The organism is Neoluteolibacter marinus (assembly GCF_014904755.1).
GTDB lineage: Bacteria > Verrucomicrobiota > Verrucomicrobiia > Verrucomicrobiales > Akkermansiaceae > Haloferula > Haloferula marina.
This window is the reverse complement of record NZ_JACZFQ010000024.1, coordinates 1-16,081: the sequence shown is the minus strand read 5'-3', so window position 1 is coordinate 16,081 and position 16,081 is coordinate 1. Positions and strand designations below refer to the sequence as shown.

Here is a 16,081-nt window from a genome sequence, read left to right as displayed (position 1 = left end):
CGTCCCTGAGTCCGGTCCTTGATTTTGTCCGCCCGGGATGGCCCGGGCGGATTTTTTTTGTGCCCGGCAAGGAGATCACTCAAGGGCGCAGCGCCAGGCGGAAGCGGTAGAAGTTCCGCGTGTTGCCGGGATGCGGGATGGTCAGCGAATAGATATCTGACCCTGCATCGGTGGCCGCATCCACCATCTCCACGAAGGGCGCGGACAAGGTGCCGCCGGCATCCTGGAGCAAGAAATGGATCCGGTCCCCATAGGCCGAGGGAAAGGTGAGGGTGAAGGTCAGGTTGCCGCCGGCCCGGGCAATCTCGACCGGTGGCATACCGGCAGGCAACGGATCACCGGCGGGCATGCTGGCCGGATCGTTCGGATGGGTGCCGTCGAGCGCTTCCTGCAGGTTGATGTAGCCGTCTCCGTCCGCGTCGCCGAAAGGATCGACCCCGCCCCCGAAGAAGTAATCCTCGTAGGCGTCGGGGATGGCATTCTGGTTGGTGTCACCGGGGGAACCCTCGGGGAAGCCGGTGATGACGGCGGAGATGGCTTCGATGGCGGTCCCGTCGCCCGCCGGAAGATCGGTGCGGTCGGTGAAGGCGAGGATCTCAAGGGTGGTGCCGGGCGGAAGGTCGAACGACTGCGGGAAGACGAAGGGGTTGCGGTTCTCATCGTAGGCGCGGAGGCCGAGCAGGGTGGCATCGTCCTGGAGGACCGGAACCGGACCATCGAAGGTGGAACCGGTGACGGTGACTTCGAAGGTCTGGACCGGCCGCGGCGCGATCAGGCCGAGCAGATGGACGAGCGCGGCGTCGGCGCGGCTGATGTCGGTGGCACTCAGGGCATGGACGGTTGCGTAGCTGGTCGGTGGCACCGCGTCGGCCCCGGGCAAATCGATCATCCCGTCCACGTCACCGGCATCGGCGGGCAGCTCGCGGATCACCGTGCGCAGCGTCTCGAAGGGCGATGGATAGAGTCCCGGGGTGCTGGTGCCTAGCCCGACGGAGATCCGGTAGATCTCGTTGGCCAGCTTCTTCAAGGCAACCGTGCGGACGTGGGTCGGGGACTGGATCTCGGAGCGGATTGCGGCTTCGATGGACTGCAGCAGGAAGCCGGAATCGGCGGGCCCGATGTAGGACTGGAGATCCAACAGCTGGCCGGTGGATGCCGCTTGGGATTGGCCGGGAACCGTGTCGCGGAACGGCGTCAGGCCCAGCGGGAGAGGGCCGGTGAGAATTCCGCGTTCGGCGAGCTTGAGGCCGGTGATCCGCTCCCAGAGCAGGTAGACGAGCGTGTCGTAAAGATCGAGCGACCCGGACACCACTTCGTGCGGGAGCGCCGCATAGTGGGTCCGGGCGGCGGTGATCCACTCGTCGGCGGTCGAGGCTGCCGTGGCGGTGAAGGGGACGGCGCCCGCGTCGAGGGTTGGAATCGGGACCAACCCGATCAGCTCGCGCCCCCACCCGGGCAGGCTGGAGTCCTGCTCGCAATCGAAGGCGGTGGGCGTGGACGCGATCATGAACAGGTCTCGCCCGGTGGCGGGCAGCGAGGGGACCAGCGCGCGGATGTCCGGGGTGGAGGTCGAGGAATGATCGCGGGTCGGGGCTGCGCCGAGAAGGAAGGAGCCGAGGTCGTGGACCCGGATCTCGGTGGGCGAGAACACCGGATCGCCCTCGGGGTAGGAATCGCGATCGGGAAGGGTCGCGACCGTGCCGGAGTGGGACTGCGGGCGGACGTCCAGGTCGAAGGTGTTGCGGTACTCCACCAGCGACGAGGCGGTGGGGGTGGATCCCGCGTCGAAGGGGTTGGAACCGGATGCCCACTCGTCGAAGTCGGAGAAGCCGTCGCCGTCCTCGTCGTTGGTCCGCGACGGCGGGAGATCGAGAATGTCGCCGCCGTAGCTGGCGGTTTCGCTGCCGTTCGCGGGGTCGGAGCCCAGCAGCAGTTCCTCGAGGTCGGAGAGCCCGTCGTCGTCGCTGTCGGGGCCGGCGAGCGGGTCGAGGCCTTTCTGGATCTCGACGAAATCCGGGACGCCGTCGCCGTCGGAGTCGAGTTCGCCCGGGGCACCACTGAAGGTGTAGGACGCGCTTTGGATGGCGGACCGCCGGCTACTATCCTCGGCGTAGAACCACACGGTGAAGGGTTGCAAGGTGTCGCCGGGAGGCGTGATCGGGGTGCCGAAGGTGTAGCTGCTCCAGGCGGCGGCGGGATCGGTGCGGAACCAGGCGCTGATGCCGGTGGCATCGGGCACCACCAGTTGCGGGGCGACATGCCGGGCGTAGGTGCCGGCTGGCGGGTCGATGGAGATTTGCAAGGGCACCACGCCGAGCGATGTCGAGGTCGAGCTGACCGAGACCTCGGGGAGATTCTGGTTCAGCAGCGCCTTGTTCGTGGCCGGCAGCGGCCCGGGAATGACCGTCGAGGGGGCGCTGTCGAGGCCGATGCTTTCGCCGCCGAAGGTCTCGACCGAGAAGGTCATCTCCGACGGCGAGCCGCCGATGCTGAAGGTGCTGGTCCAGTCGGGGATGTGGAGGGCTTCCACCAGCTTGGCGTCGGCATTGACCACCGGTTCCTTGTCGTAAAGGAAGACATTGGCGCGGGTGGTGACAGCCTCGAGGGCGGGCAGCGGGGTCGCGGCGCCGGGAATCCAGCCGGAGCCGTCATGGCTGAAGGGCGTGGTCGTCGTCGACGAGGCACCGGGCGGCCCCGACAGCGCGGAGAATCGGCCCGGCGCGGTGGCGAGGATGCCTTTGAGCGTCTCGCCGGCGGGCGGATTGACGGTGCCTTCCGGTAGCGGGTTGCCCGCCGCGTCGAAGGTGAACAGGTCGGCGTGACTGCCGTCGTTGTAGATCACGGCGATGCCGATCCGCGTGCCGTTGTCGGTGAGGTGCACCGAGCGCACTGGATCGGGGCCGATGACCTTGGCGTCCGGTCCGGTGAGCGAAGAGCCGCTCCATGCGGAGAACGTGATCCCGGGAGCACCGGGGGTGAAGAAAACGAACTGCGACAGGGCGGTGCCGAGGAAGGGGGAGTGGACGAATTCGATGCCGGCGGGAAGTCCGGTGAGCGATGCCTTCACCGGCAGGCCGGGGTTGGTGGCGTCGATCAAGCGGAAGGTGTCGCTGGCACCGCGGAGCGTGACGGAAAAGATCTCCGCGCTCGCGGTGTCGAATTGCACGCGGGAGATGCGCTCGAGCGGGGAGGTGCCGGTGTTGATGGTGGCGGCGGCGCTGATGCCCCCGGGCAGCGATTGGAAAACATGGCGCTTGTAGGGGTTCGGCGGGGAATCCCAGTGGGTCGATACCACCAGGTCGAGGAGGGCGGGATCATTGCCGGCGAGGTTGAGGTCGACCGCGGCGACCGACGCCGGGCCGATGCCGGGCGGGGAGATCGTCAGGGGGCGGGTGTAGGTGGTGGCGGGGTCGATCAGGAACACCTGGTTGGCGGATCGCCCGGTCACGAGGAAGACGGGATTGACCGCCGGGGTCACGGTGCCGACGGCCAGCGACTCCGCGCCGGGACAACCGGTGGGGCGGGCATTCGACCACAGCAAGGAGCCGTCCGGCTGGCCGCTGCCGAGGCGGTAGAGACCGGAGTTCCGTTCGACGACGATGACGTCGAGGCGTCCGTCGTGGTTGAAGTCGCCGAAACCCTGGAGTTCGTCGGGCGTGGTGTAGGTGTGGCGGCTGTCCAGCGACCAGGCGGGCGCCGCGCCGAGGAGGAGCACGAAGAGGAAGCGCATGGGAAATCGGGGGTGGTCGGTTCAGGGATCGACGAAGGGGATGAAGAGCTCGTTGGTCGGGACGGCGCGGTCGATCTCGCCGTTGTCCTTGAAGCGGAGCAGCACGTAAACGTAGGAGGAGCCGCGGACGACGCCCTGGGTGTCCTTCAGGTAGACGCCGTAGTTGCCGTTCTTCGCGTCGTAGAGCAACTCGATGAAGGGATCGTAGATTGCCACCAGCAACCCGCCTTCGGGGTGGGGGCCGGTGCGGATCCGGTCGATCCTGGGCGAGACCTGCACGACGTCGCCCGACACTTCGGGGAAGTAGGAATTTGCGACCTGATAGCGGTAGAGGACGAAGGGCAGCGCGGTTTCCCCGCCCTGGCTGGTGTAGAGTTCCAGGTCCCCGTCGGAGTCGCGGTAGTAAGGAGGGTAGCGGAAGGGCACCCCGGCCTCGCTGCCGGATACCCCGGGCACCACCAGCGGTTGGTCGGCCGCGGTCACCTCGCCGATCTTGATCACCGCGTAGAAGCGGTCCTCGTTGGTGTTCTCGACGTAGTCCGCCTCGAGTCCGTTGATGAACCCGGGATCCTTCGGCGGCAGGGAGCGGGCCGGCCAGGGGACCTGGGGGCCGGTCGCCGGGTCCGCCAAGGTCCAGGTGAAGGACGCGACATTGGAGGGATCGGACCGGTCGCCGGCCGGGGAAACGCTTTCGATGTAGAACTCATAGTCGCGGCCGGCGGCGACGTTGAGGGTGATCTCGAATTCGTTCGGCGCGGCGGGATTGCCGAAGTCCCCGCCGACCCGGCCGGTCAGGTAGGGGGTGAAACCCATGGCGGATCCCCCGAACGAGCCCGAAGGAGGCTCCGGAATGGTGGGGAAGCCGAAGCTCGGCGGGCCGCTGGGGACGGCGACCGACGTCGCCACGGTGGCTGGGCGGAGCTTGTTCGAGTAGTTGACGGGGACGCGGGTGTCGCCGTCGTGGATGTAGACGCGGAAGCGCTCGACACCTTCGGTTTCGCAGAACCAGCGGAGGGTCACCTGCGGGCTGGCGTCGGTGCCGGCTTTCTCCGCCTGGGAAAGGATGGGCACGGGCATGTCCACCTTGCTGGTGGTGCGGACGCAGCCGAGCGGGACCAGCGGGCTCGGATTGCCGTGCTCGTCGAAGTACTGGAGGAAGTAGCAGAGGTCGCAGGAATTCGCCGGCAGCGCATAGTCCTCGATCACCACGTCGAGGGTGGCATCGACGACCTCGTCCTGCTCGACCAGCAACAAGGGGCCGCCGTCGATGCGCTTGTAGAGCTTGTACTCCCGGGCGTCGTCGGACGGGTTGAAGGTGATCACCGTCGGGACGGCGGCACCCGTGCCCGGATCGACCGTGGTGTGGATGTCGTCTCCCTTGACCCCGCCGCCGCTGACGACGGAGGTGCTTTCCGCGATGTCGGCGAAGAAGGGAACCTCGACGACGCGGGTGTTGTCGGGATTGGGAATGGCTTCCGCGACGAGTGCCTTGAAGGCCCAGTTGCCCTCGATGTCGCGGGCGAGGACCAGCAGGCCCTCGTCGGTGCGGCCGAAGTAGTCCGCCGGGACGGCCACCTTGACCTCGAGCACTTCGTCGCTCGGAGAAAACTGCTTGGCGCCCTGCAGAATGAACGAGGGCGGATCATTGCCGTTGTCGATGCCGCGGTAAACGATCGCGCCCTCGATGCGCGGGTCCGCCTGGGTCACCGTGATCCGCATGTAATGGTCGCCGGTGCCGCGGTAGTCCGCCGCGGTTTCGCCGGGCAGCAGGTTGCGGGTGGTCATTTTCCCCATCGTGATCTCCGGTCCGATGCGGGTCGTCACCACCGAGTTCGCACCGACGGCATCGGGGCCGACGCGGTCGCGGAGCACGCCCCAGCCGGGGCTCGAGTTGCCGCTGGCGAGGTCGCCGCAGGCCGAGCCTTTCACCGCGCGGACCGAATACCAGCAGGTCTTCCCGTCGTCACCGGTGGTCCGGTAGGAACCCGGGACGAGGAAGGGGGAACCGGCGCCGGTGTCATCGACCGAGTAGCGGGTGACGGCGGGATCGTGGGGGATGGGACCCGCGATGCGGTTGGCCGCGGGATTGAAGGGTGCCGCGGCGGCGAGCATCTCCTGCGGGTTCTCCCAACGATAAACGTAGTAGGCGTCGGGGGTGTCGCCGGAGGGCGGGGCCTCCCACGAGACACGCAGGAAATCCCCGGGGGTCGATCCGTTCTCATGGATGTGGTTGACGCGGACCCGCACTGGAGGGTTGGGGCGGTGGCGGTCGCAGAAGGTGACGAGGGTGGCATCCGAGACCAGCCCGGGCCGGCCCAGCAGGTCGCGGGCGGCGACGTAGTAGTAGAACTGGTCGCCGTCTTCGAGGGGAACGCCGCCGTCGAGGATCACGCCGTTGTCGTCGGTGATGAATGCGGTGTCGGGATCGGCACCGAGGTCGGCGGCCTCCGCCAGGCTGAGGATGGCGATCGGCATGATCGGCACCCGGTTGACGAGAACGACGTCCGCGGGATCGGAGCCGAGCAGCGCGGTCATTGCCGCCGGGGTCGGCGGGGTGACATGCAGCCCGCCGGCTTCGGCGAAGCTCCGGGTGATCCGGTAAACGTCGTAGCCGTAGGTCAGCGCGGTGCGGCGGGCGAGCCCGTCCGGGATGCCCCAGCGGAGCTTGACGTTGAGGTGGCCGGAGGCGCTGTCGTCGGTGACATGGACCGGCGGTCCGGGTTTGGGGATGACCGTGGGGCTGGTCAGGTCGACCATCACCCGGCCTTCGACCACCGCGGCGTCGCCGTCGCCGCCGCGCAGCTCGAAGGTGACGGTGTTGTTGTTGATCCGGTAGGCACCGGCGGTGCCCATCACGATGCCGATGAAGGGATGGGTGCGCGAGAAGAACAGCAGGCGGCGGAAAACATCGGGGTCGGTCTGTGCGACCTGCAGGACCCCCGAGATTTTCATCTCGAGGGAAAGGTCGATGGCCGGCAGGAGCGATCCGAACAGGCCGTCGATGCGTTCTTCCAGCAGGGTCGCCTGGACCAGGCTGTCCGGGGTCGTGTCGAGCAGGGCGGAAATGACGGGGACGCTGGTTTGCAGCGACATTCGGCCGCGCCGGGTGAACGCGTTCCCGGATCCCGGCGGGCCGGCCTTGGCGAAGACCTCGAAGTCGAGGTCGCGGAGCTGGTTGGGGTCCTCTGCCTGCCACAGCAGGTAGGCGTAGTTGTGGTCGCTCGTCGGGTCGCTGAAGGTGGTCGCGGAGAGAAACCGCAGGTCGCTCTGCGCGGACACGGCGCCCAGCGGAAGCAGCACCAGGAACAGGAAGGTGAGAAGTCGGGTCATGGCTCGGGGAGGCGGAAAGGGAAGCGTGGGGGTGTTAGAAATCGTAGGACCACTTGTTGTTCTTGTAGGTCAACTCGACCTGTTCGCTGAACTTGGTGCAGATCGGGCACTTGCCGACCTCGCCCCAGACGCGGCCCTTGCCGAAGAACGAGTAGTTGTTGCCGCTCTTCGATCCGATCAGCGTGAGGTCGCCGCCGACACCGACCGCGCACAGCGCACGGCCGGTCGCGCCGACGACCATCTTGCCGCCGAAGGTGTTGCCTTCCTCGAACCAGAACACCCCGGCGCCGGCCTTGGCGGAGAGGTTGAAGAAACACGACGCGTTGACGATCGGGATCTGGGCTTCGCCGTAGGCGTAGATCCCGGTGAACGGCGGGCTGCCGAGCACCTTGGTGACGTCGGGGTCGACCAGTTCGAGCGGCTCGACGGAGCAGGTGCGGCCGAAGAAGATGCCGCCGGCGAGTTCGTAGGAGTCCAGTTTCAGTCCGACCTCGGCGGCGAGGTAGTTTTCATCGATGCCGAACATCGCGGCCGCTCCCAGCGAGGTGACGGCCATGCTTTCAAAGCCGATCTCACCCTGCGTCATCTCGAAGGATCCGCCGAAGCCGCGGAGGGCGAAGCCGGAAGCGGTGTCGAAGGTGAACTTGGTGCCGATGTCGAAGCGCAGTCCGTCGCCGCTCCAGGAGACCGGGATGTCGGTGGCGCACAGCTTGACCTCGGCGGCGTATTCCCCTTCGCCGGCGAAGGAGCAGGAGCCGTCGCCGTCGGAATCGAGCTGGTTGATCTCGAGGTAGCCGGCGAACTCGAACTCGTCGGGGAGCTTGAGCTGGAAGTTGGCGTCGAGCCGCAGCGTGCGCAGCGCGTCGCCATTGATGTGGGCATAGCCGTCGAGGCTGCCGGCGGCGGCGACATCGGCGACGTCGCCGAGCATCCCGGCCAGCGCGGTGTCGGCGGGCAGGGCGTCGTCGAGCAGGCGGCCGATGATCCGGTTGACCTCGCCGAAGGCCGAGGCGATGGCCTCGTTGATCGCGGCGTCGATGTCGTAGACGTAGGCCTTGACGGTCGCCTGGATCGCGGCGATGGCCGGTGAGGCATTGAACTGGTCGCGGATCGCGAGGCGGATGACCTCCTTGACTTCCGCGGCCGAGTATTCGTCGAAGTCGACGCTGTTGAGGAAGTCGCTGATGTCGTTTTTGGCCGCGGTGACGGCGTTCTCGATCTCGGTGGTCGCGGCGAGCACGACATCGGAGATCTCCGAGTAGAGGAGCCCGGCGTCGCGGACCTGTTGGACGGCGTTGTGGAGCTCGACCAGGACTTGCTTCACCTGTTCGAGGGTCGGGGCGGCGTCCGCGAACTGGGCGTTGAGCTCGTCCTGGAGTTTCGCCGCGAGGTCGCCGGCAACGTCGGTGAGCACCGCGGAAAGCGAGCTGGCGATGTCCGGCGCGAGTTCCTCGATCAGCGCGGCGGTCAGGACTTCGGCGAGATCGTAGCCGTCGCCATCGGTGTCGGCGAAGATGCCCTCGACCAAGGTGCCTCCGGCGGTGATCACCGCCTCTTCGGGAACGGTGATCTCTCCGGTGGAGAGCACCACCTCGCCGCCCTGGACTTCGACCCGGCCGATGACGGTGCGGATGGCGATTTGCAGTCGGGCGAGGGCCTGGTCGACCTCGTCGACGACCGTGCCGGCATCTCCCACCGCGCCGTCGATCGATTGCAGGGTGTCGAGGACCGAACCGGCGTTGTTGCAGAGGTAGTCCTCCACCAATGCGATCCGCGCGGCGGTCGTGCCGAGGCCGGTCACGGCATCGAGTTCCGTGTAGAGGCTGTCGATGATCGGGTCGACCGACTCCGCGCAGATGCGGTCGTAGAAGGCGTCCATGCGGTCGTTGAGCAACTCGGCGGACGAGTCGATGCCGGCGATCATGGCGGAGGTGACGTTTTCCGAGATGGCCGACTCGATCGCGCTGAGGACCCCGGTGTTCTCGGTCAGGTCGATCGCGATGTTCGAGAGGTTGATTTCAGGGAAACCGAGGTCGAGGTTCGCGCCGAAGTCGATCTCCGCGTTCTCGGCGGAGAGGTAGGTGAGTTCGTGTCGGGTGGTCACCACCATGAGGTCGCTCTCGACCGGCGCGGCGGCAAGGAACGAGCGCGTCGTGGTGTCCCAGTCGAGTTCGTAGTCGAAATGGACCACGCCGATCCAGTCCTGCAGGGCGTGGATCCGGTGATCCGGGGAAACGCCGGCGCGGTAGTCGGCGAGATTGGACGCCGCCGGGTAGGAGCGGTTGTCGGGATCGAAGGTCGCGGCGGTGACCGCGCCGTCTCCCGGCCACCCGCCCATCATGTGGATGGCATCGGTGGTGTTGCCGCCGGTGGTTCCGGTTTGGAAATGGACCTCGAGGTCCTCGAAGAAGGGGACATCGAGCAATCCGGGGAATGACAGCTGCCCGACGCCGGCGGCCGAGTGGTCGTGGTTCTCGTAGTAGGCGTCGTGGGTCGGGAAGAAGTTGTAGGTTTCACCGTTGGGGCCGGCGAGCTCGAGGACCGAGGGCAGGTTGAGGCGGGAGTCGATCCCTTCGAGCCGGCCGTCCTCCGCGGTGATGAGGTTGCCGTTGGGATGGAAACCGAGCGAGCCGGCCAGGGCGGGGGCGATGTTGGAGGCGAAGGTCCGGACGCCGACGACGAGGTTGGCTTCGGACGGATCGCAGGAGGCGCCGATGGCGGGCTGGAAGTGCGCCGAGATACCGGTGAAGTCCGCGTTCCAGAAATCGAGGTCGTCCTGGAACGATCCGCCGGGGATCTCGGCGGTGGTGAGGCCGCCGAGGCAGTCGAAGAAGAGCGGGTCGAAGGCGAGGGTGAAGTTCGACGGGTAGGGGACCTCGACGCTGCCCCCGGTGATCGAGTCGTGGACCTCGCTGTCGAGGAACGACAGGCCGAACGAGGTGAAGTCGAACTCGTAGCCGTAGATCAGCACAGGTCCGGTGAATGGATTGGCCGTCGGTTCGTGGATCCCCGAGACCCCGGCGGCACGGGTGTAATACTTCGAACGGGAACCCAGCGTGTAGGTCGGGGTGGGCTCACCGCCGAGCACCGAAACCGCCGTGGGTGCGACGGCTTCGTCCGCGACGCGGTAGTTCATCCCGGGATAGTCGCCGAGTCCGGCGAGATAGGCGGAGTCACCGGGGCGCTCGGCCTGGTCGAGGTCGGCAGGGTCGTAGCCGGTGTTGAGCAGCACGCCGGGGCCGTCGTCGGCGGGCTGGGAAAAGTCGCCGGCATCGAGGTGATGGCCGGACATCAGGAAGCGGCCGTTGTCGAAGGTGGTGGTGTCGTGGGCGTAGGTGACGGTCGGCGTGGAAAGGGCGTCGATGTAGCCCATCACGACGTCGCGACGGGAACCGGAGTTGATGTAGGGACCGGCGACATCGAGCCCCCCGTCACGGGTGAACTGGAGCGCGGCCGCGGTGATGGTCGGATCGAGCTTGGCAGTGGCGTCGCCGATCGAACCGCAGGTGTCGTCGCACTGGCGCGCCCAGTTCATGCTCACCACGCCGGCGCCGGGCAGCGACGAGGTGGCGGGGACGATCCCGTCACGGTCGATTTCCACGCTGCCCTGGGTGGTCCAGGAAAGCTCGGCCGCGAGCGGGAAATGCGCCGCGAAGCCGCCGGGATCGATTGCGAGGGTGGTGTTCATTTCCGCCACGCCGTCGGCATCCGCGGCCCAGGTGGTCAGGGCGGCGGGAGTCGGGTTGACGTGGTTGTAGTAGAGTTCGTTGGAGAACAGTTCCTTGTCCGCGGGGTCGATGGGGGCGGCGTCGAGGAGATCGACCTCGAAGCGGCGCACGTAGCGGGCGCGGTCCACCCCGCCGACCGGCGTGCCGGGGGCGAACTCCCCGGTATTGACGTTCCAGAGGAGGTTCAGGGCGGTGATCTCGACGGGTTTGCTTTCCTCGCGGATGTGCCAGGCGTCGCCGGGGCCGGGAGGGGTAATGACGATGACGGCGGCCTCCGGGGTGAGGTCCTGGTCGAAGTGGCGGGCACCGGTTTCGAGCACCGAGTCGAGCACGTGGTTGGAGGGAGCGGTCGGATCGCCGGCGTAGGCTCCCAGACCCGCGGGCAGGAACACCTTCACGTTGCCCTGCATGCCGGCGTTGTTGAAGAACATCGCCTCGCGCTGGAAGCGCACTCCCGCCGAGGTGCCGATGTCGGGAGCGTCCGGCGCGGTGATGTCGACGGTGGTCGCCGAGCTGTAGGTCGCGGTGCCGTCCGGGTAGAGTTCCAGCGTGTAGGGGACGCCGGCGGCGAAATCGACGCTCCAGGTGTCCGCACCGGAGATGTGGGCACCGCCGATTTCAACGCCGGTGGAAAGATGGGTCGGCGTGGTCGGGTTCGGCTGGACCAGGTAGCCGGTCGACGGGTCGTTGGTGATCGAGGTGAGCACGATCGCGTCCGCACCGCTGTCGGCGGTCACGGTGCCATTGAAGTGCAGCAGACGGGTCGCGGGACCGGCGTAGGGCATGTTGTCCTCGACGTGGGGATCGCCGGGGACCTCCTCGTGGCTCAAGGTCGCACGGACATAGTAGGTCTTGTTGACGGGGTCGAGCTGGACATCCGGGTTGACGTTGAACTGGCGCGTGACCGTGCGGGTGTAGGGAATTTCCAGGGTGCCGGAGGTCGCGTGCTGTTCCATCGTGTAGCCCGGTCCGGTGGTGGTGCCGGCGATCGCGATGATGTTGCCGGTGAAGGCTTCCACGAGCTCGTAGGTGATCCGGTGGGGGACGATGTCGGAGCCCGGCGTCGCGGCAAGATAGCCGTCGTAGCGGAACAGCTTGAGCGTGGCGGAGGCGGTGAAGGCGACGTTCGCGGGGTCGGTGTCGCAGGCGAATGCCTTCACCCACTGGATCGAATCGATGTAGCAGCGGACATTGACCGCGGCGTCGTTCGAGGTGGTGTTGGTGAAATGGATCAGGCGCTGCTGGGCGGTGTCCGCCTGGGCTTGCTGCTGGTAGATGGCCAGCGGCGGGACCTGGCGTTTCAGCAGCATGCGGACCCGGTAGAGCTTGTCGGACCCGATCGACTCGGCGGGTTTGAAGCTGTCGTTGACCGTGGTGCCGATCGACGCGGAGATGTTGAAGGCGCTGCCCTGATAGGTCGTCGTCGTGCCGCCGCTGCCGTTGTCGAGCAGCACCGGGTTGTCGTTGAAATCGAGCAGCTGGTAGTCGCAGCGATAGTTGACCGAACTGGCGCCGCTGCCGGTGTAGGTGAACGACAAATTGGCGGACACCTTGATCAGGTCGCGCTCGTAGGCAGCACCCGCCCTTGAGGCGTCGGAGTTGATCACATACTCACCGGAGTCGATGGTGAAGTTCAGGATGGAGGGAGTATACTCGGCGCGGGCGATGCAGAGGACTGCCAGGAAAACCAGCAGCAGCCGGGTGGGGAGGGAAATCATGTCAGGAAAAGTGAAAGTTGGACGCTATCGGGCATTCGGCATCAGAGGAAGCTCCGGATGGGTCAGGTTTACGGAAGCGTGCAATTTGCCTGAATTGCGGTGAATGGAGGGCTGGAACGGGCGTTTTCCGCTGTACCGATTGCGGGTTGCCGGGCGGCCCGGACCACCCTAGGCTCCGCGCCCCGCCACCATGAGCGTCCTTTCCGACAAGCCGGTCCGACTTTACGACACCACCCTGCGCGATGGCACCCAGGGAGAGGGTTTCCAACTTTCGCTGCGCGACAAGCTGCGCATTGCCGAGCGCCTCGACGCGTTCGGGGTGGACTACATCGAAGGCGGGTGGCCGGGCTCCAACCCGAAGGACGTCGAGTTTTTCAGCGAGGCGAAGAAGCTCAAGCTGTCCCACGCCAAGCTGGCCGCGTTCGGGTCGACCCGGCGGGCCAACACCCCGGTGGAAGAGGACGCCCAGGTGCAGCTTTTGCTGGAAGCCGGGACCCCGGTGGTGACGATTTTCGGCAAGAGCTGGGAGCTCCAGGTGACCGAGGTGTTGCGCACGACCGTCGAGGAAAACCGCGCGATGATCCGCGACACCGTGGCTCACTTGAAGAAAAACGGCCGCGAGGTCGTTTACGACGCCGAGCACTTTTTCGACGGCTACAAGGATTCCCCCGAGCACGCGCTGGCGTCCCTCGAGGCGGCGGCGGAAGGCGGCGCGGATTCGCTGGTCCTCTGTGACACCAACGGCGGGACCCTGCCGGCCGAAGTCGCCGAGATCTGCAAGGCCGTGGCGGCCCGCATTCCCGGCGTCGCCGTGGGCATCCACACCCACAATGACTGCGAGCTGGCCGTCGCCAACGCCATCGCCGCGGTTGCCGCCGGGGCGGTGCAGGTGCAGGGAACGATCAACGGCTACGGCGAGCGCACCGGGAATTGCAACCTGACCTCGGTGATCCCGATCCTCCAGATCAAGATGGGCCTCGAGGTCGTGCCGGATCTCACCAAACTCCGGGATCTGTCGTATTTCGTCGACGAGGTGTCGAACAACCCGCACTTCGCCCGTGCTGCCTTCGTCGGCCGGACCGCCTTCGCCCACAAGGGCGGGATGCACGTCAATGCCGTCCAGAAGCTGGCGCGCAGCTACGAGCACATCGTCCCGGAGAGCGTCGGCAACAGCCAGAACATCCTGGTTTCCGAGCTGAGCGGCCAGTCGAACATCCTGATCAAGGCCGAGCAGCTCGGCATCCAGCTCGACAAGGGCTCCGACGAGGCGAAGGCCGTGCTGCAGAAGGTCAAGGCGCTCGAGAACGATGGCTACTCCTTCGAGGCCGCCGGCGGCTCGCTCGAGCTGTTGATCCGGCGCGAGCTGGGTCGCTACGAAAAGCCCTTCGAACTGAAGGAATTCCACACCAGCTTCCGCCAGTACCGCGACGGCCATGAGCCGGTCTGCGAGGCGACCGTGAAGGTCTACGTCGGCGAGGTCGCGGAGTACACCGTCGCGGAGGGCCACGGGGTCGTGAACGCCCTGGACAAGGCCCTGCGCAAGGCGCTGCTGCCGTTTTTCCCGGAGATCGCGGAGGTCTCGCTGGCCGACTACAAGGTGCGGATCATCGACGGTCACGACGCCACCGCCGCGAAGACGCGGGTGCTGATCGTCTCGACCGACGGCCAGGGCGACTGGGGAACGGTGGGGGTTTCGGAGAACATCATCGAAGCTTCCTGGATCGCCCTGGTGGACGGGATCGACCTGTTCCTCCAGCGCCGTCGCGGGAAATGAGACCGGTTTTTCGATAGGCCGGCGGCGGTCCGGTCCGTAGCCATGGCTTCTTGCCATCGATGAACCACAAAGCACTCATTGCCGCCCTCCTGCTGCCGGGTTTCGCCGCGGCCGCCCCGGAAAAGATCTTCAACGGAACCGGCCTCGAGGGCTGGAAGACCAAGGGTGCGGCCTACTGGTCGGCGGCCGACGGCGTGTTGAAAGGGGAGAGCGACGACAAGAAGCAGGGCTCGGTGCTGTGGACCGAGAAGGAGTTCCGGGACTTCACCCTGGAGTTCGACTTCCGTTTCTCGGGCGACATCGACTCCGGGGTGTTCCTTCGCCACGAGGTCGACCAGATCCAGATCGGCGTCTCGCGCTCGCTGAAGCGCGACCTGACCTGCTCGCCCTACATCGGCAGCAAGGGCGGCTACCCGCAGGAGGCCGAGGGCGTGAAAGATCTGCTCAAGGCCGGGGAATGGAACCACATGAAGATCGTGGCCAAGGGCGACACCTACACGGTGTCGCTCAACGGCACGCAGGTGATCGAATACCACTCCGACACCGCCAGGGAGTCGGGGCCGGTGGGGCTGCAGGTCCATCCCGGGGTGAAAATGAAGATCGAATTCCGCGACGTGACAGTGGATTCACACTGAGCGGCACGGCTTTTGCTCCGCTGCAATCCCTGTTGTTTTTCCTGACTCACGGGGGGATTGACGCATGGGGGAGCCCGTGCACAATTCCGCCCCCCGGCGGCGAATTGACTGCCGGCATAACGGCTGCATCGTGCAGCCACCACGACCTACCATCATGACCACCATCGCCATCAACGGGTTCGGGCGCATCGGCCGCCTCGTTTTCCGCGCCCTCGTCGAGCAGGGCCATCTCGGAACCACCTTCAACGTTGTCGCCGTGGGTGACATCGTTCCGGCCGACAACCTCGCCTACCTGCTGAAGTACGACTCCACCCAGGGCAAGTTCAACGGTACCGTGGAATCGAAGAAGTCCTCCCCGGACCTCGAGGAAGACGATGTGCTGGTGGTCAACGGCCACGAGATCAAGGTGGTCAGCGCCCGCACTCCGGACGGCCTGCCGTGGAAGGAACTCGGCGTCGAGGTCGTCATCGAGTCCACCGGTCTCTTCACCGACGCGGAAAAGGCCAAGGGCCACATCGCCGCCGGTGCCAAGAAGGTCATCATCTCCGCCCCGGCCAAGGGCGAGGACGGCACCTTCGTCCAGGGCGTCAACGACGAGCTCTACGACCCCGCCAAGCACCACATCATCTCGAACGCCTCCTGCACCACCAACTGCCTGGCACCGATCGTCCACGTGCTGCTCAAGGAAGGTTTCGGCATCGCCGAAGGCCTGATGACCACCGTCCACTCCTACACTGCGACCCAGAAGACCGTCGACGGTCCGTCGAAGAAGGACTGGAAGGGTGGCCGTTCCGCCGCGATCAACATCATCCCGTCGACCACCGGCGCCGCCAAGGCCGTGGCCCTCGTCTGCCCCGAGGTGAAGGGCAAGCTCACCGGCATGGCCTTCCGCGTCCCGACCCCGACCGTGTCGGCCGTCGACCTGACCGTGAAGACCGAGAAGGAAACCTCGCTCGCCGAGATCAAGGCCGCCCTCAAGAAGGCTTCCGAGACCTACCTCAAGGGCATCCTCGCCTACACCGAGGACGAAGTGGTTTCCACCGACTTCATCCACGACGCCCACTCGTCGATCTTCGATGCCGGCTCGTCGATCGAGCTCAACTCGACCTTCTTCAAGCTCGTGTCCTGGTATGACAACGAGTGGGGCTACTCCAACCGCGTGATCG

Annotated in this window: 6 protein-coding genes; 3 read left to right on the top strand and 3 right to left on the bottom strand. The window is 66.4% G+C overall.

Translation table 11 applies throughout. The features are described from left to right. Positions 1 to 79: 79 nt before the first annotated feature. From IG178_RS07030 to IG178_RS07020, 3 genes are read right to left on the bottom strand one after another with little or no spacing between them, the layout of a single operon-like run. Positions 80 to 3,730: a hypothetical protein gene (locus IG178_RS07030; protein WP_193211824.1), complete on the bottom strand. Its 3,651-nt coding sequence runs from the start codon at positions 3,728 to 3,730 to the stop codon at positions 80 to 82. 21 nt (positions 3,731 to 3,751) lie between these two features. Further along, positions 3,752 to 7,060 carry a hypothetical protein gene (locus IG178_RS07025; protein WP_193211823.1) on the bottom strand — a complete coding sequence of 1,103 codons (3,309 nt, stop codon included), beginning with the start codon at positions 7,058 to 7,060 and terminating at the stop codon, positions 3,752 to 3,754. A gap of 34 nt (positions 7,061 to 7,094) precedes the next feature. After that, positions 7,095 to 12,506, bottom strand: coding sequence for a hypothetical protein (locus IG178_RS07020; protein ID WP_193211822.1), 5,412 nt, complete (start codon positions 12,504 to 12,506; stop codon positions 7,095 to 7,097). 190 nt (positions 12,507 to 12,696) lie between these two features. On the opposite strand from IG178_RS07020, the gene cimA reads away from it, so the two are divergent. The 3 genes from cimA to gap form a co-directional block, all read left to right on the top strand. After that, positions 12,697 to 14,280 carry a citramalate synthase gene (gene cimA / locus IG178_RS07015; protein ID WP_193211821.1) on the top strand — a complete coding sequence of 528 codons (1,584 nt, stop codon included), beginning with the start codon at positions 12,697 to 12,699 and terminating at the stop codon, positions 14,278 to 14,280. 59 nt (positions 14,281 to 14,339) lie between these two features. Beyond that, positions 14,340 to 14,915 (top strand): 3-keto-disaccharide hydrolase, encoded by a 576-nt coding sequence (locus IG178_RS07010; RefSeq protein ID WP_193211820.1) that lies wholly within the window; start codon positions 14,340 to 14,342, stop codon positions 14,913 to 14,915. A 154-nt stretch (positions 14,916 to 15,069) separates the two neighbouring features. Further along, positions 15,070 to 16,081 (top strand): type I glyceraldehyde-3-phosphate dehydrogenase (gene gap, locus IG178_RS07005; RefSeq protein ID WP_226895058.1); only part of this gene is annotated, 1,012 nt, incomplete at its 3' end.